Source organism: Acinetobacter sp. CIP 64.2 (genome assembly GCF_000369645.1).
GTDB lineage: Bacteria > Pseudomonadota > Gammaproteobacteria > Pseudomonadales > Moraxellaceae > Acinetobacter.
Genome location: NZ_KB850121.1, coordinates 486342 through 506178 on the forward strand (window position 1 = coordinate 486342; position 19837 = coordinate 506178).

General features: G+C 41.8%; 22 protein-coding genes and 1 pseudogene. 5 read left to right on the top strand and 18 right to left on the bottom strand.

Going from position 1 to position 19837, the window contains the following annotated elements:
- Positions 1–159: 159 nt before the first annotated feature.
- Both rho and F895_RS14105 read left to right on the top strand, forming a co-directional pair.
- Complete coding sequence (gene rho, locus F895_RS14110; RefSeq protein ID WP_004881796.1) at positions 160–1428, top strand: transcription termination factor Rho; 1269 nt, start codon at positions 160–162, stop codon at positions 1426–1428.
- 389 nt (positions 1429–1817) lie between these two features.
- Positions 1818–2075 carry a hypothetical protein gene (locus F895_RS14105; protein WP_005239601.1) on the top strand — a complete coding sequence of 86 codons (258 nt, stop codon included), beginning with the start codon at positions 1818–1820 and terminating at the stop codon, positions 2073–2075.
- Positions 2076–2179: 104 nt separating this feature from the next.
- On the opposite strand, the gene F895_RS14100 is transcribed toward F895_RS14105, so the two are convergent.
- Genes F895_RS14100 through pheS form a run of 3 tightly spaced genes read right to left on the bottom strand, consistent with a single transcriptional unit; the run spans position 2180 to position 5868 of the window.
- Positions 2180–2476, bottom strand: coding sequence for an integration host factor subunit alpha (locus F895_RS14100; RefSeq protein WP_000126166.1), 297 nt, complete (start codon positions 2474–2476; stop codon positions 2180–2182).
- Positions 2473–4854: a phenylalanine--tRNA ligase subunit beta gene (gene pheT / locus F895_RS14095; protein ID WP_005239604.1), complete on the bottom strand. Its 2382-nt coding sequence runs from the start codon at positions 4852–4854 to the stop codon at positions 2473–2475. The genes F895_RS14100 and pheT overlap by 4 nt, the downstream gene beginning before the upstream one ends.
- Positions 4855–4887: 33 nt before the next feature.
- Entirely contained in the window at positions 4888–5868 is a 981-nt protein-coding gene (gene pheS / locus F895_RS14090) for a phenylalanine--tRNA ligase subunit alpha (RefSeq protein ID WP_005239606.1), read from the bottom strand.
- Between the two features lie 232 nt (positions 5869–6100).
- Here pheS and F895_RS14085 point away from each other — a divergent pair, with 232 nt between their 5' ends.
- Positions 6101–7102, top strand: coding sequence for a hypothetical protein (locus F895_RS14085; RefSeq protein WP_005239608.1), 1002 nt, complete (start codon positions 6101–6103; stop codon positions 7100–7102).
- Positions 7103–7159: 57 nt separating this feature from the next.
- Here the strand turns inward: F895_RS14085 and F895_RS14080 are convergent, their stop codons facing one another.
- The 5 genes and pseudogenes from F895_RS14080 to rpmI all read right to left on the bottom strand — a co-directional run bounded on the left by F895_RS14080 (position 7160) and on the right by rpmI (position 9072).
- A complete protein-coding gene (locus F895_RS14080; protein ID WP_005239609.1) occupies positions 7160–7357 on the bottom strand; it encodes a hypothetical protein in 198 nt (65 codons plus the stop codon).
- Positions 7358–7462: 105 nt separating this feature from the next.
- Positions 7463–7832 (bottom strand): annotated as a pseudogene (locus F895_RS0118835) (hypothetical protein).
- A 24-nt stretch (positions 7833–7856) separates the two neighbouring features.
- On the bottom strand, positions 7857–8414 hold the full coding sequence (locus tag F895_RS14075) for an NADAR family protein (protein ID WP_005239621.1): 558 nt from the start codon (positions 8412–8414) through the stop codon (positions 7857–7859).
- 92 nt (positions 8415–8506) lie between these two features.
- Positions 8507–8866 (bottom strand): 50S ribosomal protein L20, encoded by a 360-nt coding sequence (gene rplT, locus F895_RS14070; RefSeq protein WP_000124858.1) that lies wholly within the window; start codon positions 8864–8866, stop codon positions 8507–8509.
- An 11-nt stretch (positions 8867–8877) separates the two neighbouring features.
- Entirely contained in the window at positions 8878–9072 is a 195-nt protein-coding gene (gene rpmI, locus F895_RS14065) for a 50S ribosomal protein L35 (protein WP_004637967.1), read from the bottom strand.
- Positions 9073–9308: 236 nt separating this feature from the next.
- On the opposite strand from rpmI, the gene F895_RS14060 reads away from it, so the two are divergent.
- Positions 9309–10562 carry an MFS transporter gene (locus F895_RS14060; RefSeq protein WP_005239624.1) on the top strand — a complete coding sequence of 418 codons (1254 nt, stop codon included), beginning with the start codon at positions 9309–9311 and terminating at the stop codon, positions 10560–10562.
- Between the two features lie 32 nt (positions 10563–10594).
- On the opposite strand, the gene F895_RS14055 is transcribed toward F895_RS14060, so the two are convergent.
- The 7 genes from F895_RS14055 to thrS all read right to left on the bottom strand — a co-directional run bounded on the left by F895_RS14055 (position 10595) and on the right by thrS (position 16207).
- Positions 10595–11020, bottom strand: coding sequence for a YqaA family protein (locus tag F895_RS14055; RefSeq protein ID WP_005239627.1), 426 nt, complete (start codon positions 11018–11020; stop codon positions 10595–10597).
- A gap of 64 nt (positions 11021–11084) precedes the next feature.
- A complete protein-coding gene (locus tag F895_RS14050) occupies positions 11085–11936 on the bottom strand; it encodes an arylamine N-acetyltransferase family protein (protein ID WP_005239629.1) in 852 nt (283 codons plus the stop codon).
- 120 nt (positions 11937–12056) lie between these two features.
- Positions 12057–12482, bottom strand: coding sequence for a hypothetical protein (locus tag F895_RS14045; RefSeq protein ID WP_005239631.1), 426 nt, complete (start codon positions 12480–12482; stop codon positions 12057–12059).
- A 19-nt stretch (positions 12483–12501) separates the two neighbouring features.
- Positions 12502–13122: a glutathione S-transferase N-terminal domain-containing protein gene (locus F895_RS14040; protein WP_005239641.1), complete on the bottom strand. Its 621-nt coding sequence runs from the start codon at positions 13120–13122 to the stop codon at positions 12502–12504.
- Between the two features lie 127 nt (positions 13123–13249).
- Complete coding sequence (locus tag F895_RS14035) at positions 13250–13570, bottom strand: DUF7709 family protein (protein WP_005239643.1); 321 nt, start codon at positions 13568–13570, stop codon at positions 13250–13252.
- A gap of 157 nt (positions 13571–13727) precedes the next feature.
- On the bottom strand, positions 13728–14279 hold the full coding sequence (gene infC, locus F895_RS14030) for a translation initiation factor IF-3 (protein ID WP_079281829.1): 552 nt from the start codon (positions 14277–14279) through the stop codon (positions 13728–13730).
- Between the two features lie 5 nt (positions 14280–14284).
- Positions 14285–16207: a threonine--tRNA ligase gene (thrS, locus tag F895_RS14025; protein ID WP_005239645.1), complete on the bottom strand. Its 1923-nt coding sequence runs from the start codon at positions 16205–16207 to the stop codon at positions 14285–14287.
- Between the two features lie 262 nt (positions 16208–16469).
- On the opposite strand from thrS, the gene F895_RS14020 reads away from it, so the two are divergent.
- Positions 16470–18113 carry an acyl-CoA synthetase gene (locus F895_RS14020; protein ID WP_005239646.1) on the top strand — a complete coding sequence of 548 codons (1644 nt, stop codon included), beginning with the start codon at positions 16470–16472 and terminating at the stop codon, positions 18111–18113.
- A gap of 54 nt (positions 18114–18167) precedes the next feature.
- Here F895_RS14020 and yjgA read toward each other — a convergent pair whose 3' ends face one another.
- From yjgA to rapZ, 3 genes are read right to left on the bottom strand one after another with little or no spacing between them, the layout of a single operon-like run.
- On the bottom strand, positions 18168–18701 hold the full coding sequence (gene yjgA / locus F895_RS14015) for a ribosome biogenesis factor YjgA (RefSeq protein ID WP_005239647.1): 534 nt from the start codon (positions 18699–18701) through the stop codon (positions 18168–18170).
- A 2-nt stretch (positions 18702–18703) separates the two neighbouring features.
- Positions 18704–18973 carry an HPr family phosphocarrier protein gene (locus F895_RS14010; RefSeq protein WP_004655677.1) on the bottom strand — a complete coding sequence of 90 codons (270 nt, stop codon included), beginning with the start codon at positions 18971–18973 and terminating at the stop codon, positions 18704–18706.
- Positions 18970–19821: an RNase adapter RapZ gene (rapZ, locus tag F895_RS14005; protein WP_005239648.1), complete on the bottom strand. Its 852-nt coding sequence runs from the start codon at positions 19819–19821 to the stop codon at positions 18970–18972. The genes F895_RS14010 and rapZ overlap by 4 nt, the downstream gene beginning before the upstream one ends.
- Between the last annotated feature and the right edge of the window lie 16 nt (positions 19822–19837).

Below are 19837 nucleotides of genomic sequence, written 5' to 3' on the forward strand. Positions count from 1 at the left end.
GGCAATAACAATTGTTTTCACATATCTCTCTGAAACAATGAACCAGACTACTGAATCGTGGTTGTGTAAATACAATTACCTCAGCATGTATGTATGCGGTCGATTTTTTATTCTTTCCCTAACGTAGTCCTCCACTTATTCCATTCTGTCTGACCACTTATGAACTTAACTGAACTCAAGAAAAAACCCATTGGCGAACTCATTAAAATTGCGGAGTTTATGGGCCTTGAAGGCATGGCACGTAACCGTAAACAAGATATTATTTTTGCCATTCTAAAACGCCATGCCATGAATGGCGAAGAAATCTTTGGTGATGGTGTTCTCGAAATTCTTTCTGATGGTTTTGGCTTTTTACGCTCTGCGGCTGGTTCATATTTAGCGGGACCAGATGACATTTATGTCAGCCCATCACAGATTCGCCGTTTTAACCTGCGTACGGGTGATACCATTACGGGTACCATTCGTCCACCAAAAGAAGGTGAGCGTTATTTTGCTTTATTAAAAGTAAACCAGATTAACTACGATACACCTGAAAACTCACGTAATAAGATTTTATTTGAAAACCTTACACCGCTATTTCCAACTGAACAATTGGTCATGGAACTCGGTAATGGTACAACTGAAGACTTGACTTCCCGTGTGGTCGATCTGATTGCACCAATTGGTAAAGGTCAACGCTCGATTATTGTTGCGCCACCTAAAGCGGGTAAAACAATGTTATTGCAAACTATTGCGCAATCCATTGTTCGTAATAATCCTGAAGTATTCTTAATTGTGCTTTTAATTGACGAACGCCCTGAAGAAGTCACGGAAATGGAACGTACTGTCCGTGGTGAAGTCGTTGCATCAACATTTGATGAAGCGCCTGCCCGCCACGTTCAAGTTGCCGAGATGGTGATTGAGAAAGCGAAACGTTTAGTTGAACACAAAAAAGATGTTGTGATCTTACTTGATTCGATTACTCGCCTTGCCCGTGCTTACAACACCGTGATTCCTTCATCAGGTAAGGTGTTGACTGGTGGTGTCGATGCACATGCCCTTGAGCGCCCAAAACGTTTCTTTGGTGCTGCACGTAATATCGAAGAAGGCGGTTCATTAACGATCATCTCGACTGCACTGATTGAAACGGGCAGTAAGATGGATGATGTCATCTACGAGGAGTTTAAAGGTACAGGTAACCAAGAAATTACCCTTGACCGTCGTATTGCTGAGAAACGCGTATTCCCTGCAATGAACATCAAGAAATCAGGTACTCGTCGCGAAGAGCGCTTAATGGGTGAAGAAAATCTACGTAAAGTTTGGATTTTACGTAAATTACTCCATCCTATGGATGAACTTGCTGCGATGGAATTCTTATTGGATCGAATGAAAGAAACCAAAACCAATGATGATTTCTTTGATCAGATGAAACGGAAAGCATCGACTTAAATTTCAGCCTAAAAAAGCTACCTTAATGGTAGCTTTTTTTATTTGGTTGACACGCTTACAGAATTTTTACATGAATAATGGGAATTCCGTTATTTCACTATCCAATTGATTTAAATAAAAATAATTTTAAAGCCCTACCCAAAACACATAATTTACCGATTTATATTTTACTATCCATAGTTATTTTCTATCAAAAAATAGCCAAATTCTGCCCATTTTTGTCGTTTTGTTGGACAGAACAGTAGTAATTCATGAATGGCTTTGATACGATAGCGACAGACCAGTTAGACTGCTCCCTGCGTTGTTACCTAAAGCGTTTAGGAATAATAAAAGCACAAACAGACTAACTCAGGTTTTTTTTAATCTCACAAATTTATGAGAGTGATGCCATGTTATTCAAAAAATTCGCTGTTGTTGCTGCTATTGCTACTACTTTAGCTTTCGTTGGTTGCTCTAAGAAAGAAGAAGCTCCAGCTACTGACGCTACTGCTGCTGCATCTGAAGCTGTACAAGCTGCATCTGAAGCTGTAGAAGCTGTTGACGCTGCTGCTTCTGACGTTGCTGCTGCTGCTTCTGACGTTGCTGAAGCTGCTGCTTCTGACGTTGCTGCTGAAGCTGCTCCTGCTGAAGCTTCTGCTGCTCAATAATCTAATTTTAGATTATAAAAAAGAGAACCTAACGGTTCTCTTTTTTTATGTCTAATTTTTTGGCCAAAAAATAAAACTAAAAATACAAGTATAAAAAAAGCAGATCAATCGATCTGCTCATTTCCAACACGCTGTCTAAATTTCTGACCCGCTCGGAAGGTGACCACGCGACGAGCAGAAATTGGAATTTCCTCACCCGTCTTTGGATTACGCCCTGGACGTTCACGTTTATCACGTAATTCGAAATTACCGAAGCCAGAAAGTTTGACTTGTTCGCCAGCAATTAATGCCTGACTGATTTCGTCAAAGAATAGCTCGACCATTTGTTTTGCTTCGCGGCGATTTAAGCTAGTAAGCTCACTTAAATGGTCCGCCATATCTGCTTTTGTTAATGCTGTCATGAGGCCCTCAATGTCGCTTGGTAAGTGTCTTCCAACACTTGAATAATGTTATCCATACCAGATTTAATTTCAGCATCTTCAAGCGTACGAGTTGGATGTTGCCAGAGCACTGCAAAAGCTAAAGAGCGTTTGCCTTGTTCAACCCCTTGCCCCGTATACACATCGAACAACCATGTTGAGTCGAGTAACTCACCACCAGTCTGCTCAATTAACCGCTGAATATCTCTTACCTCAATATTATCAGAGATTAAAAGCGCAATATCACGTCTAACCGATGGAAAACGTGATAATTCTGTAAAATTAGATACATAAGATTGCAAAACTGCCTGCTGATCCAGCTCAGCTACCCAAGTTATACCCAAATCCAGCTCACTTTCCAGTGAAGGATGTAAGCGACCAAGATAACCAATCGACTGTCCATTCACTAAAATTTCAGCAGATTGACCCGGATGTAACCAAGCACGTTCCGTACGAACAAACTCAGCACCGATACGTCCTGCAGCCAAAATCTCCTCAACCTCACCTTTGAAATCAAAGAAATCCATTGCCTGCGGCTTCGCATGCCAAGACTCTGGTGTACGTGAGCCAACAGCGATCAATGCCAAGGTTGGAATCTGTTTCAGGTCATGGATGCTTTGTGCATTTTGATAATCAAAACGCAGACCAAGCTCAAAGAAACGTACACGCTGTTGCTGGCGGTTTAAATTGTACTGCACACATGGGATCAGGCTTGATAACAAGGTACTGCGCATTGCGGCCAAATCACTTGAAATTGGATTAGCCAGCATTAATGGATGTACATTTGGATTCAATTGCTTTTCAAGCTTGGCATCAGCAAAACTAAAGCTAATGGCTTCTTGGTAACCTAGTGTCACCGCAGTTTGACGCAATTGTGCAATTTCAAAACGGTCTTGATACTTTTCCAGTTTCACATCAATTTTTGGCAAACTGATTTGAATATTGTCATAGCCGTGAATACGCGCCACTTCTTCAATCAGATCTTGATAGATTGCCATATCATAGCGATGTGATGGCGGAACGACGCTCCATTCACCTTGTGCTTTACTTTCAACCACACAGCCCAAACGTGTTAACGCATCAGCAATAAAATCGCCCGCCACTTGATAACCCAACAACTGGTCTACTTGTGCTTGTTTTAGTGCAATCGCTTCACGCTTTGGCAATAAAGCAACTTGCTCAGCAACTGTAATTGGACCAAACTCACCACCTGCAAAGGCTTGAATCAACTCAGAAGCACGATGCATTGCGCTCATTGGCAACTCAAAGTCCACACCACGCTCATAGCGCTGAGATGAGTCAGTATGCAAACCGAAACGACGTGCACGACCTGCAATGGCTAAAGGTGCAAAGAATGCGCTTTCAAGGAAGATATCTTGAGTTTCATCGGTTACTGATGAATCCAGCCCACCCATGATCCCTGCAATGGCCAATAACTTCTGATCATCTGCAATGACCATCATGTCATCTTGCAATTCAACTTCTTGATCATTAAGCAAGGTCAATTTTTCTTGTGGCTGTGCTTGGCGCACTTGAATTGAACCGTCGATTTTGGCCAAGTCAAAGGCATGCATCGGTTGACCAAGTTCAAGCAATACATAGTTGGTAATATCGACCAAAATACTATGCGTGCGAATGCCTGAACGTGACAATGCTTGTTCCATCCATTCAGGTGTCGGCGCTTTCACATTCACATTCTTAACGATACGACCTAAATAACGAGGCGTACCCTCTGTGCTGATGTTCACCGCTTTCTCATCCGCGATGGTCTCTGGAATGGCTTGAATCTTCGGTTCATTCAGTTCAAGCTGGTTAATGACTGCGATTTCACGGGCAATACCACGAATACTAAAACAATCACCACGGTTTGGCGTAATACTGATGTCAATCACATTGTCATCAAGTTTTAAGTATTCACGAATATTCATTCCTACCGGTGCATCAGCAGGTAACTCGAGCAATCCATCAATTTTGTCTTCTAAATCAATTTCCGAAGCACCGCAAAGCATGCCTTGTGATTCAACACCACGTAACTTGCCTTTTTTAATTTTAAAATCACCTGGCAGTACTGCACCAATCGTCGCAACAGGGGCTTTCATGCCCACACGAACATTTGGCGCACCACATACGATCTGTAAGGGTTCACCTGAACCGATATTAATCGTAGTCACACGTAAACGATCTGCATCTGGGTGTTGTTCAACTGTGAGCACTTCACCGACAACTACACCCGTAAATGGTTTTGCAACAGGCGCTAATTCATCGACTTCCAAACCCAACATGGTCAATTGATCAGACAATGTATCGCTATCAATGGCTGGGTTCACCCAGTTGCGCAACCAATTTTCACTAATTTTCATGTGTATAAACCTTCTTTAATCCTGAAAAACTGTTTAGGCAAACTGGCGTAAGAAACGCACATCATTTTGGTAGAACATACGCAAATCATTGATGCCATAACGCAACATTGCAAAACGCTCTACCCCTAGACCAAAGGCAAAGCCTTTGTATTTATCAGGATCAATTCCTGCAGCACGCAGTACATTTGGATGTACCATGCCACAGCCTAAAACCTCTAACCAACGACCACGTTCATCCATGATATCCACCTCAGCGCTTGGCTCAGTGAATGGGAAGTAAGATGGACGGAAACGTACTTTTAAATCTTTTTCAAAGAATTCATTGAGCAAGTTAATCAACAAACCCTTTAACTCAGCAAAACTGGTATTTTCAGCAACATACAACCCTTCGATCTGATGGAACATTGGCGAATGGGTTTGATCCGAGTCACAACGATAAACACGCCCCGGACACACGATACGGATCGGCGGCTGGCTAGTTTCCATGGTTCGGATTTGCACACCCGAAGTATGGGTACGTAGCAGATGAGTTGCGTCAAAGTAAAAGGTGTCGTGCATGGCACGTGCTGGGTGATGCCCAGGAATATTTAGGGCTTCAAAGTTGTGATAGTCATCTTCAACTTCTGGACCGTGTGCTACTTGGAAACCTGCTTTGGTAAAGAATTGGCAAATACGCTCTTGTACCTGAGTAACAGGATGAATACTTCCCATGCGCTGACCGCGACCTGGTAAAGTAATATCAATGGTTTCACTTGCCAGTTTTTTTGCAAGTTCAGCTTGTTGTAATGTCTGTTGACGCTCAGTCAAAGCTGTATTGATTGCTTCACGCACAGCATGAATCGCAGCACCTTGTACTTTTCGCTCTTCAGGATCCATTTTTCCAAGTGCTTTCGACTGCTCTGCAAGCTGGCTTTTCTTCCCTGTAAATTGCACACGGACTTGATCGAGTGCAGCAAGGTCTTGAGCCGCTGCAATGGCAGCAAGCGCTTCAGTGGTCAGGGCTTCCAGTGACATAGTAACTCTCAAAGCAACAAAATATAGAAATATAATAAAACGCTATAGTTTATCAGCTTTTTACCTATTTTATGAAGATAAACCACTGTTTAAATAACATCCTTTTTCAATCAGCAATCTGAAGATAAAATCGCCAGATCCCCCAATTAATCCTTTAAATTTTCGTAAAAAAATGCTCAATAATTGAATAAAATGTATAAGATAACGATATCGTCAATGAGAAAGAATAACGATGGCGCTTGATCAAATCTGGAAACAACAGCTTGCACTAGTGACTTATGGCAATGAGTTTCTCGCAGGTGAACTCAATTTTAGTCGCTGGATTGAACATCCAATTTTCAATCAAAATCGACTGATCTTTAGGGATTTACTCTCCCAACATCTATTGGCACAACATTTTCAGATTTGGCTTGAAGGGTTAAAAAAACAGGGGGTTAAAAAACTCAGCCTACATTTATCCAGCGTACTCAATGATGAGCAGAATCCCAATGCCAATGTCGAGCTACTCCCCTTTGCACATTTTATCGTAAGCCATCAAGGCAATAAAAAAACCGCGTGGATTTGTGGACAAGAACTGGCTGAATGGGATAACAGTGATCAAGTCTTTGATGCTCCCTCATCACAACAAATCACACTCCGCCAAGAAGTATTGTGGCGCTATGAGTTGAATGATAAATTCGCTAAAAAAATTGATACCGACTTACAGAAGGTCAATTGGAATCAGGTTGCTATTTTTTTGGAGAAAGAACTGTTTGACAGCAAATACGCAGAACATTTCTCAGAACCGGAACAACAAGACCTTCCTTTCTATGGCTATGAATTTGATTCGATCAGTACACCAAACCAGCAACTTGCCTTAATTCCAACCGATTATCCAGCAGATTGTGCACATCGCCTGTTACATCGAACCCAAGCTTTGGCTGATTATTTGCAACAACAAAGACAACATCCTTATCATGCGACAGGTGAATTGATGAGTCCTGAAGAACAAATCAATTTACGTAATTTTTCACAGAAGACCGATGATTTATTTGCCAAGCTGATTGTGAAAATAGCAAATCATTACCAGACGGCTCAATTGACAGCGGAAGAACCTGAAATCATTGATCGAACCATGGAAATACAGCATCAATCAGATAAAGCCCAGCATCATAAAGTGGGTGCATCAGGTGTGATTAAACTGATTATCTTGACTGTGATTATCTGTCTGCTTGCTTATTATTTTGGTCTGTAATCACCCTGTAAAAGAAAAAACCTAGATCATATTATCTAGGTTTTTTCTTTTATCGAATTAGAATGTCGGTCGAATTGTTATAATGACTTTATGCCCACCATCATGCTGATTGACAATGTGATGCACATTTGCAATTTCGCCCTCAACTTCAGCATCTGGCCCATAAAAAATTCGGATGGTTTCACCCTTTCTTGGGACGATACTCAGTTCAGTTTCAAATGCGCCTTGCTGTAACCCTTCTACGCTCACTAACATGTTTTTATCCTGATGTTGTTTTCTCTACTGTAAAAAGATTCCAGTGCAAAAGTCTAATCGAACCTGTTTGGGTTATGTAATCTTCAAGTCAATCAAGAGATTGATTTAATCCTCATAATCCAAGTCATCTTGATTCACATTGATAAAATCAGGCTCAGGCGTTTGCTCAAATTGTACGGCGAGAATATCTTTTTGTTGAAGTAAACTGGCTTTAGCCACACGATGCATTCCATCCATGACGCGCCCTTGTGCACACAAGATAATCAGATATCTTAGATCAGCGTCTTGAATCAATTGAAAGTGCTCAATGATTTGTTGGGTATTGATCTGGAAACCAATAGGCTTCGTTTAACTCTTGAATATCAGCCAATAAAACCTTCTTAGGCATCAAGTTTTGGGTTAACTTCAGCAAATGATGTACATCCCAGATATAAGTATCCTTACCCACTGCTCTAAAGTGATATTGTCTGCGCATAATTACTCCTAGATCAGCTAAATACTACAAAGTTGAAAGCTGGACACGAACCTGCATGAGTGCAAAACCAAGTAAGTTTAGCCCCTGCCATTGGCTCGGATCTTGGATCTGCTGGTGATCTTGTGCCAGACCAATTCCCCAAACCTTATCAACAGGCGATGCTTCAACCAAAATACGATCATGTGTGGCAAGTAAGAAATCGCTTAATTCTGGATATTGTGAGAATTTGGCCAAATTTGCCTGTACCACGATTTCAAAACGTTTTTGCTGCCACAGCTGTTCATCATAGTGTTGTACTTTACGACCGAGCTGTTTTGCTTCATTTGGATGTGTGACCTTCAAAATCCGATCAAATATCTCATCATCATTAAAGAGTTTAGCTTTTTGCGCCATCATATAATGTTCAGCCGTGAGATATTCAACGCCATCCTGTTTAAATGGCGATGGAAACCACTGGCTAAAACAACTTTTATCCACATGATGGTTTTGCTTTGGGGTATGTCCCCAGAAATATAAATATTTAAATTGACGCCCTTGTTGGACGTGTTGAATTAAATCATTTAAAAATTGTTCGTCTTGCATCATCTATCTCTGATTATTATCTATTATTGAAAATCCAATATCCTAAAAATAAAAAAGACCGCTAAAAAGCGGCCTTCTTTGAATCTCTAAGCTTATGCAGCTAATGCGCCTTTAGCTTTTTCAGCTAAAGCAGCAAATGCAACTGCATCATGCATAGCGATGTCAGCTAATACGCGACGGTCGATGATCACTTGAGCTTTTTTCAAGCCATCGATCATACGGCTGTATGACAAACCGTTTTGACGAGCACCAGCATTGATACGCGCAATCCATAAAGCACGGAATTGACGTTTCTTTTGACGGCGGTCACGGTAAGCGTATTGACCAGCTTTGATTACCGCTTGGAACGCTACGCGATAAACGCGTGAACGAGCACCATAGTAACCTTTAGCGCGAGCAAGAATTTTTTTGTGACGGCGATGAGCCACTACACCACGTTTTACACGAGCCATTTATAATCTCCTTAGATGTATGGGCACATAGCACGAACTGATGCAACGTCACTTACGTGAACCATTACACAACCGCGCAATTGACGGATACGCTTAGCAGATTTTTTGGTCAAAATGTGGCGCTTGAATGCTTGTTTGCGCTTGAAACCGTTTGCAGTCGCTTTAAAGCGTTTAGCTGCACCACGGCGAGTTTTTAACTTAGCCATAGTAACCTCTTTTGGGCACCTGTTCGGCACGTTTGCACTATTGCAAATCAACCTGCAGGTAAGGAAGGCAGTATCATATAGTATCTCTACTCAAAACAAAAGCAAAATGCTCATTTTTTGACAGAAATAGCGCTGTTTTCAGCAAACGTTATTTCCCATAATTAATTCTTAAACGATGAGAAACATGCACAAAATCAGCGCCTATAATAAATACAAATTGTTAAATCTCTATCCATATGAATATACAGAATGACGCTTTCGCCGCCTTGCGCTATCGGGATTTCTCTATCGTCACCCTCAATCAATTTTGCTTAACGCTGGCGATCTTGATTCAGGAAATTATCGTGGCGTATTCACTCTATCAAATCACGCGTGACCCACTTACGCTGGGTTTCATTGGTCTGGCCGAAGCGATTCCCTTCATCACCCTGTCCTTATGGGGGGGATATTTTGCCGATAAGCTGAATAAGCAAAGCATTATGAAAGTCTGTTTATTCTTTTCCATTCCTTTGCCTTTGGTGCTTTGGGGCTTATTCCATTTATATGGTTTAGAAAAAATTGGCATTAGCACGCTGTCTTGGGGTATCTATGCCGTCATCTTTGCCTTAGGCACCATTCGGGGATTTTACAATCCATCTGCGACCTCACTGAAACCTTTTTTGATTCCACGTGAACTGTATGCCAATGGTGCCACTTGGACCACGATTGGCTGGCAAAGTGGTGTCATTATTGGGCCAATGTTAGGTGGTTTTATGCTGGCCGTTCTTGGCCGAGAAAACAGTCTCTTTGCCGTATCGATCTTATTGGCGGTCTGTTTTATTTTGATTAATTGCTTACAGAATCGTACTTTCCCCAAAATGGAAACTGAGAATGTCCTACAAAGCCTGACCGATGGTTTCCGCTTTATCTGGAAAACCAAGATTGTTCTGTGGGCTATTTCACTGGATCTCGTTTCCGTTCTATTTGGTGGCGTGATTGCCCTTTTGCCGATTTTTGCTGAAGAAATTTTAAAGGTGGGTCCTGAAGGTCTTGGCTATTTACGTGCTGCGCCATCGATTGGTGCACTAATCACCATGATCGTGCTGACCAAGTTCCCGCCAATGCATCATGCATGGCGCAATATGCTATTGGCCGTCGCGGGCTTTGGTCTTTTTACCATTCTGTTCGCCTTCTCGAACAATATATGGCTATCACTATTTGCCCTAGCCATGACAGGGGCTTGTGACAGTGTTTCCGTCGTAGTTCGTCAAACTGTATTGCAAATTTTCCCACCCGAAAATATGCGAGGCCGTGTCGCAGCAGTAAACGGAATGTTTGTATCTTCAAGCAATGAACTGGGTGCTTTTGAATCAGGTCTCGCAGCTAAATATCTTGGCACCATCACCGCAACCATTCTTGGCGGTTGTATCACACTGGCGGTGGTGAGTTACTGCTGGTTTAAAACCAGTGACTTATTCAAAGTTGACATCACTAAAGGCAATAATCAATAAACTGAAAGGGAAAGCATCACATCTTTCCCTTTTTAAAAGATTCCTAAATAGAGTGCGTATAAGGTGAGATATCGCCCACCTTTGGCGATTGTGACAATCAACAAGAATCGCCAAAAGTTTTCTTTCATCAACCCAGCAATCAAGGTAATGGGATCACCAATCACGGGCGTCCAACTCAGTAGCAATGAATAAAAACCATATTTATGATAAATCTGTTGTGCTTGTAACAACCGCTGTTCTGAAACTGGAAACCATTTTTTATCTTTAAAATGCTCGATTTTCAGTCCAAGCCACCAATTCACACAAGAACCTAAGACATTACCAATGGTCGCAACTAAAATTAGATAAAAAGGATTTGAAAGTCCTTGTACCAATAATGCCATTAATACCGCTTCAGACTGTAACGGCAATAAGGTCGCAGCGCCAAAGGCTGAGAGAAATAATAAAAAATAGGACATCAAAACAGGTTTTACTCAAACTAAGATCAGCACATCATCAAGCGCAGACCATATCGTGTGAACACTATAGATTCAAGCTTAATTTTGCCCAAGCTGCTTTTAGCTGCTGTTGCGAAATATTCATTCGAAATACGGTTTTAATCACATCCTCAAACGCTTCAAAAGTGGATAACTCTTTTTTATCAGATTGTCCTTTGCCATGAATTCGAAGTACACCATCTTTGAGCGTCGTACGTGCAGTGGTGTTGGCTGTAAACAACATTAAATGTTGGGTAAACAACGATTCAGGCGAGGTCGAAATATACCAATTGGCAACAAAGGCATCCGCATCTGCAATTTGCTGTGTCGGATTAATTGCATAGACATTCACCCACTGATCTTGAAGATAAACTTGCAGCATATATTGCATCTCGGTTAATACCGAATGATCCAAACCGCTCTGCTCGACATCTACCCATCTAAAGGGTTCTAATGGCGTCTGCTGTGTTTCACCAATTTGATCAAGAGACAAGGTCGTTGTTGGCGTCATCCCGCCAAATCCTGGATCATATAAGAACAATTGCTGATTGATACGGACCACTGTGACCAAATGCGTACGCACAGGTGTAGTGATCGGCGTACTCTGATAATAGACCCGCCCCAGTACGTTATAGGCTTCATAGCCCAATTCAGTCAGTGCAATTCTGGTCAAGCTACTCTGTTCAAGGCAATAGCCTTCGCGTCCATCAAGCAATAATTTCTGAGCAAGTTGATTGGGTTCTAAGGAGACCTCCTCTCCAAGAAAAGAGGAAAAATTGCCAAAAGGAATGGTTTGCACATGCAGGTTTAACAAGGTCTTAAGATGATCCAAGGTCGGTAAAAATTCGCCTTTAAAACCAAGCTTTTTTAAATAAAGGGCGGATATTTGAGTTTGCATGATACGTTATCTTTTTTGAACTTAAAACATCGTAGCTTGAACATGCGCAGAGCAGATGAAAACTTACACAATTATAAAACTGCCCTGCTGACAGCCATAAAGATAGGGTTTTGCCAAAAATTAATTTTTAGTTTTCGCTTTTTTAGATCGAATAGAAAAATACATAACTGAAAAAATGAATGGAAAAAGAAATCCGATCCAAAAGGTCAGATCAGACCTGACATTTTTTTGGTACCAAGTCAGCTGTATTTCACCCGCAGAGACTGCTGCCCAGTCAATAGACACGGTAAGATCAAGATAAATGTATAACACTAGATATACATTTAAAAATCCAACAAACACCGCTGTACTTAAATATAAGTTTCCAGTTTCAAGCTGCAACCAAGCAAAAAGTGTAGAAAATAAGAGCCCTAAAACAGTAATAAAAGCAAATACCAAAACCACTAAATGACTCTCTGAATAGAGCTTTTGCAACTGAGCACAAAGGATTGCTGTGAGCAACAACAATCCCATCGCAATCACCCAATGTTTGAAATAGAACGCCATCCAGCCTTTTGATTCAGGCTCATCCCACTTTGATCGATAAGGCTTTTTGTATCGCAGGACGAGCTGTAAGACGTTCAATGTAGTCTTTCACATAAGGATAGTCCTCAAGTTGAATACCTTGCCACTCGTAACGTAATGCCCAAGGCAAGATTGCCATATCGGCAATGGAGTATTCACCTGCCACAAATTTTTGCCCAATCAATTGCTTATTTAAAACAGTGTACAGGCGTTTGGTTTCATTAATATATCGCTCAATGGCATAAGGAATCCGTTCGGGTGCAAATTTATTGAAATGATGATTTTGTCCCAGCATTGGACCAAAACCGCCCATTTGCCACATCAACCATTGTTCCACCTCAACACGCTCTTGTTCATCTGTTGGATAGAACAGGCCGGTTTTTCGACCTAAATATTGTAAGATCGCACCAGACTCAAACACTGAAATCGGCTCGCCTCGTGGGCCATTTTGATCAACAATGGCTGGAATTTTATTATTTGGAGAGATTCTAAGAAAATCAGGTTGAAACTGATCGTTTTCTAAAATATTAATTGGGAAAATCTGATAGTCGAGTCCCATTTCCTCTAAGGCAATTGTTATTTTATGCCCATTGGGTGTCCCCCAATAATATAAGTCAATCATTTATATTGTCCTGTTCATCATTATCTTGACTGTTTTTTGCGTTATAGCACACTTTCCACTTACTGATCAGCAAATAAGCACGAAAAGAAACAATAAAGCCGTGTTTTCAAAGACAATGTTTGGAAATTTAAACTTGGCTTTGCAAAAACTCCTTGGCCTTTTCACCGACAAATTTACGACCTGCATTGCTGCCATTGATCCATTCATCAACAGAAAATAAATCAAACATACCGACTTTGAATAAGGTGGGTACAGCCAAGGTTAACTCTTCTTCCACAGTGCCGCGAACGCCTGCATTATAGAGATTAATATTATGCAGCATAGTGGCAACTGTCCCTGTTTGAACACGACTGCCATCTTTAAGTTTAACCTGAGGCAGAACCTCGCCATCTTGTACTACTTTTTGATTAATTTCAGAAAGTTGTTCAGTACCGGTGATTATCGGCATGTATTTTTCCTATTTTGAAATAGTGTAATTATCCGGCAATGCAAGCCTTGTCTGTTTTCATTATACCAAATGATGCTTAACATTTTTTTAATAAAACAACCTATGATTTTAGACATAAAAAAGCACCGCCTATTGCGGTGCTTTTTCTAAGAAAAAATTACTTTTTCTTTTTCGGACCAAGCAACATGCCCATCTGACGGCCTTCCATCTTCGGCGCTTGTTCAACAACACCAAACTCAGCAACGTCAGCTTCAATTTTTTGTAATTGAGCTAAACCAAGCTGTTGGTGTGCCATCTCACGACCACGGAAACGCAAAGTGATTTTCACCTTATTTCCTTCTTCAAGGAAACGTAAAATTGCACGCAATTTTACTTGGTAATCACCTACGTCCGTCGCTGGACGTAACTTGATTTCTTTCACTTGCACTTGATGCTGTTTTTTCTTCGCATCTTTTTGCTTCTGTTTCAAGTCAAATAAGTGCTTGTTGTAGTCCATGATCTTACAAACAGGAGGTTCTGCATTTGCCACAATCTCAACAAGGTCAAGATTAGCTTCTTCTGCAGCACGCAATGCTTCATTTAATGAAACAACACCTTTTTGTTCCCCATCTGCAGCGACGAGGCGTACTTCTTTCGCACGGATCTCATCGTTAATTGCAGGACGGTTACTTTTAGCACCTTGTTGTTGGTTACGGTCAGGCTGTTTAATCTTTATTACTCCACGATGTACCGGCCACGTTCGGCAACGGCAGATTTCACTAAGTCAATAAATGCATCTACTGACATAGTACCTAAATTTTTTCCTGAGCGAGTACGCACATTAACTGTACCTTCTTCAACTTCCCGATCACCAAGAACCAGAAGGTAAGGAATACGCTCTAGGGTACGCTCACGAATCTTAAATCCGATCTTTTCATTTCTCAAGTCAGAAATAGCACGAAGACCATTTTCTTTGAGTTTTGCGACCACTTGTTCACTTGCTTCCGCTTGTGAATCGGTAATATTCATCACACAAGCTTGGATTGGTGCAAGCCAAGGTGGCATGAAACCCGCATAGTGTTCAATTAGTATACCAATAAAACGCTCGAAACTGCCAAGAATTGCACGATGCAACATGACTGGCTGATCACGATCATTGTCCTCAGTGACATAAGATGCATCTAAACGGATTGGTAAGTTGAAGTCACACTGGATTGTACCGCACTGCCAGATACGGCCTAAGCAGTCTTTCAATGAGAATTCAATTTTCGGGCCATAGAATGCGCCTTCACCTGGTTGCAAGTCCCAAGCCAAGCCTGCATCATCCAAAGCATCTGCCAAAGATTTTTCAGCCAAGTCCCAAAGTGCATCATCCCCCACACGTTTTTCTGGACGTGTAGATAATTTCATCTGTACTTCTTCAAAGCCGAAGTCTTTATAAACATCTAAAGTCAGTTTAATAAAGTCAGCCACTTCTTTACCAATCTGTTCTTTGGTACAGAAAATGTGCGCATCATCTTGAGTAAAGCCACGAACACGCATAATGCCATGTAAAGAACCTGATGGTTCATTACGGTGACAAGAACCAAACTCCGCCAAGCGAATTGGTAAATCACGGTAAGATTTCAAACCTTGGTTAAACACTTGCACGTGACATGGGCAGTTCATTGGCTTCACTGCATAGTTACGGCTTTCTGAATGGGTCGTGAACATGTTTTCAGCATAGTTCGCCGCATGTCCAGACTTTTCCCACAAGGTGAAGTCTACAATTTGTGGTGTCTTGATTTCTTGGTAACCATTGTCTTGCTGAACTTTACGCATGTATTGTTCAAGCACTTGGTAAATGGTCCAGCCGTTCGGATGCCAGAACACCATACCCGGTGCTTCTTCTTGCATATGGAACAGGTCTAAAGCTTTACCAATTTTACGGTGGTCACGCTTTTCAGCTTCTTCAATACGTTTGATATAAGCAGCTAACTGCTTTTTGTCCGCCCAAGCAGTCCCATAAATACGCTGTAGCTGTTCATTCTTCGCATCACCACGCCAGTAAGCACCAGAGATTTTAGTGAGTTTGAATGATTTTAAGAATTTAGTGTTGGGTACGTGCGGACCACGGCACATATCCAAATAATCTTGATGGTAGTACAAGCCCATTTGTGTTTCGTTCGGCATGTCTGCAATCAAGCGTAATTTGTATTCTTCGCCACGTGCTGTGAATTCTGCAATCACTTCATCACGTGGAGTCATCTTTTTGATGACATCATAATCTTGGTCGATGAGCTTTTTCATGCGCTCTTCAACTGCAGCCATATCATCCAAAGTAAATGGACGTGGCATCCAGATGTCGTAGTAGAAACCTTCTTCGATCACCGGACCGATCACCATTTTCGCTTCTGGGAACAATTGCTTAACCGCATGTCCAACCAAGTGCGCACAAGAGTGACGAATGATTTCTAAACCTTCTTCATCTTTAGGGGTAATAATCTGAACTGTTGCATCTTCTGTGATTAAATCACAAGCATCCACCAAGCGATCATTGATACGGCCAGCAACTGTATTTTTTGCAAGACCCGGACCAATGCTTTGAGCAAGTTCCATCACGGAAATCGGATGATCAAACTGTTTCTGATCACCATTTGGTAAAGTAATGATTGGCATAATAAAATCCTTAAGGAGTGATGCCCTATACGAAGGAGCATATCACCGCGAGATTATGTATTGAGGCGCGGCCTCAAAAGATAAAAAACGGCGGATAAAAAAGTATCCAAGATTTTACACGGGTTTAGCTGTGGATGAAACCTCTGAACTAGAAAAACCCAAGATCAGTCTAGATTCATCTCCGACTAAAGCCTAAATGCTTTAGACTCGATGACAGAATAGTTTAGTTATAAATGAAAAGAACAGAAAGGAAACAATACACATGGTCAGTGCATATGATGAATTACCGAAGACCCCCGCCAATTTTGTGGCCTTGTCTCCGCTACGTTATTTAGAGCGCGCAGCTTACATTTATCCACAGCAAGCGGCGATTATTCATGCTGATCGTCACATTACTTGGCAACAGACGTATCAGCGTTGTCGGCAATTTGCACACCAATTAATACGTTTGGGCATCCAAAAGAACGACACCGTTTCTGTGCTCTTACCCAACATCCCCGCCATGATTGAAGCACATTTTGCTGTACCCATGGCAGGTGCCGTATTGAATACCTTAAACACCCGCCTCGATGCCAAATCCATTGCCTTTATGCTTGAACATGCAGAAGCCAAAGTCCTGCTGGTTGATCCCGAGTTTCGCCAAGTTGCAGCAGAAGTACTCACGCTGATCCCTCAAGACATCATCGTGATTGATGTCTTTGATGCTGAGTTTGACGGGGAACAGATTGCGCTTGGACAGTATGAATATGAGTCATGGCTCGCTCAAGGCGACCCTGAATTTGAATGGCTATTACCACAAGATGAATGGGATGCGATTAGTCTCAACTATACGTCTGGTACCACAGGCAATCCTAAAGGTGTGGTTTATCACCATCGTGGCGCTTATCTGAATGCGGCCAGTAATATCTTGGCTTGTGGCATGAAACCTCGTGCTACATACCTTTGGACCTTACCACTATTTCATTGCAATGGTTGGTGCTTTGCCTGGTCAATTGCCGCCAGTGGTGGCACCAATATATGTTTGCGTCGCGTCGATCCAACCCTGATTTTTAAATATATTGCAGCACATAAAGTCGATTATTTCTGTGGTGCGCCGATAGTATTGTCCATGCTGATCAACACGCCAAACGAACAGAGAACTGCTTTTGAGCATCACGTCGAAGTCATGGTGGCTGGTGCTGCACCACCTGTAGCGATCATTGAGGGCATGCACAATATTGGCATTAACGTCAATCATGTCTATGGCTTAACCGAGACTTATGGCCCTTCCGCACTATGTGCTTCTCAAGCTGGTTGGAGTGATTTATCCATTCAGGAACAGGCGCAACTCCACTCTCGTCAAGGCGTGCCTTATCCGCTACAGGATAGTATGCGGGTACTTGATCCAGAAACCATGCAACCTGTTCCCAATGATGGACAAACCATGGGCGAAATCATGTTCCGCGGCAATATCGTCATGAAAGGCTATTTAAAGAATCCGCAAGCCACAGCAGAGGCCTTTAAAGGAGGATGGTTTCATACAGGTGATTTAGCCGTGAGCCATGCGGATGGTTATGCCAAAATTACTGATCGCTCCAAAGATATTATTATTTCAGGTGGCGAAAATATTTCATCGCTCGAAGTCGAAGATGTGCTTTACCGCCACCCAGCAGTACTTACAGCAGCAGTCGTTGCTAAACCGGATGCGCGCTGGCAAGAAGTACCTTGTGCTTTCATTGAACTGAAACAGGGTACATCCGCCTCTGCCGAAGAGCTCATTGCGCATTGCCAGCAAGAACTGGCTCGCTTCAAAGTTCCCAAAGATGTGGTAATTACTGAGATTCCCAAGACTGCGACAGGAAAATTGCAGAAATTTATTTTAAGGGAATGGGCAAAGGAACGGGCGGCAAGTGAGTTTAGAAATTAAGTTCTCCCATAAAAAAAAAGAAGTTTCCTAGGAAACTTCTTTTTGACTTGATCTTTACTGCTCAGATAACAACGCCACCTGTTGCACATAGTTTACAAATTTGCGTTTTGACGCCTCTAACTCTTCTTCACTGACTTGCTGTTTGATATCACGATGGATACGCAAAACATGCTGACGCAAGGTATGTCGTTCAGAGGCATTAAATACTTTACTAAATTCATTAATGATTGGATCACCTTGATCAATCATACGATCAACCCAACGCATCAACTGCATTTGTTTTTTCGCGCCTTGCTGCGGAGTGAGATAAGACAAAATTGTGGTTTCATCTTCATTGCGCAATAACTTACCAACACGTTGGAACTGACGACGACGTGCTTCAAATGAACTGATCTTTTGCACTTCAAGCAATGCATCAATTAAACGTTCATCGACAGGAAGTTTTTGAATCTGCTTTGGGTTCAATTGAGCCAATTGCTCTCCCAAAGCGGCCATGCGCTGGACTGCTTTTTTTTGCTCAGTTCGACTCGCACGCCCATCTAATGACTCAAAATCTTCATCGGTATAACGTTGGGGACCACGTGCCACTATTACTCTGCCTCATAAAATTTTGCTGCGAACAGCGTTTGAATTTCTTCCAGTGCCTTGTCTTCATCGGCACCTTCGATCACCAGTCTTAATGTAGTGCCCTTACCCGCACCCAACATCAACAATGACATAATATTTTTTGCATCAACCAACTTATCGCCCTTACCAATTTGAATCGAAGCACGAAACTTGGTCGTCACTTCAATCAGTTTACCAGATGCGCGCGCGTGTAAGCCAAGTTTGTTAATTACATCAATTGTTGTGTCTATCATGACCAGTGCTTCATTTCTCTATGTAAGATTTGGACAGCCCATTTTGCCTCAAGGGCTTGTTTGAGTCTATCCACGATATAAACTGAACGATGCTGACCACCGGTACATCCCACTGAAATGGTCATGTAATGGCGATGCCCTTCTGCAAAAGCAGGTAACCATTTCTCTAGAAAAGCATAAATATCTTCAAACATCTCATTGGTTTGTTGACTGCCTTCCAAAAAGCGGCGCACAGGTTCATCTAAACCTGAAAAACGGCGTAATTCTAAATCCCAATGTGGATTAGGTAAATGTCGTACGTCAAAAACATAATCTGCATCCAGTGGAATGCCATGCTTATAACCAAAGGACTGCAAAATGACGATCAAATTATCGGATTGTCCAAGCTTGGACAATAAAATATGTTTTAAATCATGAACACTTTTATCGGTGGTATCAATATGTACTGTGGAGCGGAATTGTATCGGAATTAAAAGCTGTTTCTCTTCCTGAATACATTGCAGCAGACTATTAAAGCGGTTTGCCAGAGGATGAGGTCGACGAGATGCGCTAAAACGTGCAATCAAATCCTGATCCTGTGTGGTCAGATAAATAATATCGACTATACCATGTCGTTGTAATTGCTGAAAAACATGATCAAACTCTTGCATATCGGCACGGGTACTTCGAATATCGACCCCAAGAGCCAGTTGCTCCAGATTATTTTCATGATCAAGTTTGGCTACAATTTCAGGCAATAACGCCAAAGGTAAATTATCTATACAATAATAGCCCAAGTCTTCAAGCACTTGTAAAGCCGAAGATTTCCCTGAACCAGATTGACCTGTGACGATAAGAATACGCTTCATGGCGTTTTGCCCTTCA

Coding starts and splice junctions, on each gene's coding strand:
- F895_RS14100 (WP_000126166.1), bottom strand. CDS start 2,476: ATGACAGCATTAACAAAAGCAGATATGGCGGACCATTTAAGTGAGCTT.
- F895_RS14055 (WP_005239627.1), bottom strand. CDS start 11,020: ATGTCCTATTTTTTATTATTTCTCTCAGCCTTTGGCGCTGCGACCTTA.
- F895_RS14105 (WP_005239601.1), top strand. CDS start 1,818: ATGTTATTCAAAAAATTCGCTGTTGTTGCTGCTATTGCTACTACTTTA.
- F895_RS14045 (WP_005239631.1), bottom strand. CDS start 12,482: ATGGCGTTCTATTTCAAACATTGGGTGATTGCGATGGGATTGTTGTTG.
- F895_RS14020 (WP_005239646.1), top strand. CDS start 16,470: ATGGTCAGTGCATATGATGAATTACCGAAGACCCCCGCCAATTTTGTG.
- rho (WP_004881796.1), top strand. CDS start 160: ATGAACTTAACTGAACTCAAGAAAAAACCCATTGGCGAACTCATTAAA.
- F895_RS14040 (WP_005239641.1), bottom strand. CDS start 13,122: ATGATTGACTTATATTATTGGGGGACACCCAATGGGCATAAAATAACA.
- rapZ (WP_005239648.1), bottom strand. CDS start 19,821: ATGAAGCGTATTCTTATCGTCACAGGTCAATCTGGTTCAGGGAAATCT.
- F895_RS14085 (WP_005239608.1), top strand. CDS start 6,101: ATGGCGCTTGATCAAATCTGGAAACAACAGCTTGCACTAGTGACTTAT.
- F895_RS14060 (WP_005239624.1), top strand. CDS start 9,309: ATGAATATACAGAATGACGCTTTCGCCGCCTTGCGCTATCGGGATTTC.
- F895_RS14050 (WP_005239629.1), bottom strand. CDS start 11,936: ATGCAAACTCAAATATCCGCCCTTTATTTAAAAAAGCTTGGTTTTAAA.
- F895_RS14035 (WP_005239643.1), bottom strand. CDS start 13,570: ATGCCGATAATCACCGGTACTGAACAACTTTCTGAAATTAATCAAAAA.
- thrS (WP_005239645.1), bottom strand. CDS start 16,207: ATGCCAATCATTACTTTACCAAATGGTGATCAGAAACAGTTTGATCAT.
- rplT (WP_000124858.1), bottom strand. CDS start 8,866: ATGGCTCGTGTAAAACGTGGTGTAGTGGCTCATCGCCGTCACAAAAAA.
- F895_RS14075 (WP_005239621.1), bottom strand. CDS start 8,414: ATGCAAGACGAACAATTTTTAAATGATTTAATTCAACACGTCCAACAA.
- pheT (WP_005239604.1), bottom strand. CDS start 4,854: ATGAAAATTAGTGAAAATTGGTTGCGCAACTGGGTGAACCCAGCCATT.
- pheS (WP_005239606.1), bottom strand. CDS start 5,868: ATGTCACTGGAAGCCCTGACCACTGAAGCGCTTGCTGCCATTGCAGCG.
- rpmI (WP_004637967.1), bottom strand. CDS start 9,072: ATGGCTAAGTTAAAAACTCGCCGTGGTGCAGCTAAACGCTTTAAAGCG.
- F895_RS14080 (WP_005239609.1), bottom strand. CDS start 7,357: ATGTTAGTGAGCGTAGAAGGGTTACAGCAAGGCGCATTTGAAACTGAA.
- F895_RS14010 (WP_004655677.1), bottom strand. CDS start 18,973: ATGATAGACACAACAATTGATGTAATTAACAAACTTGGCTTACACGCG.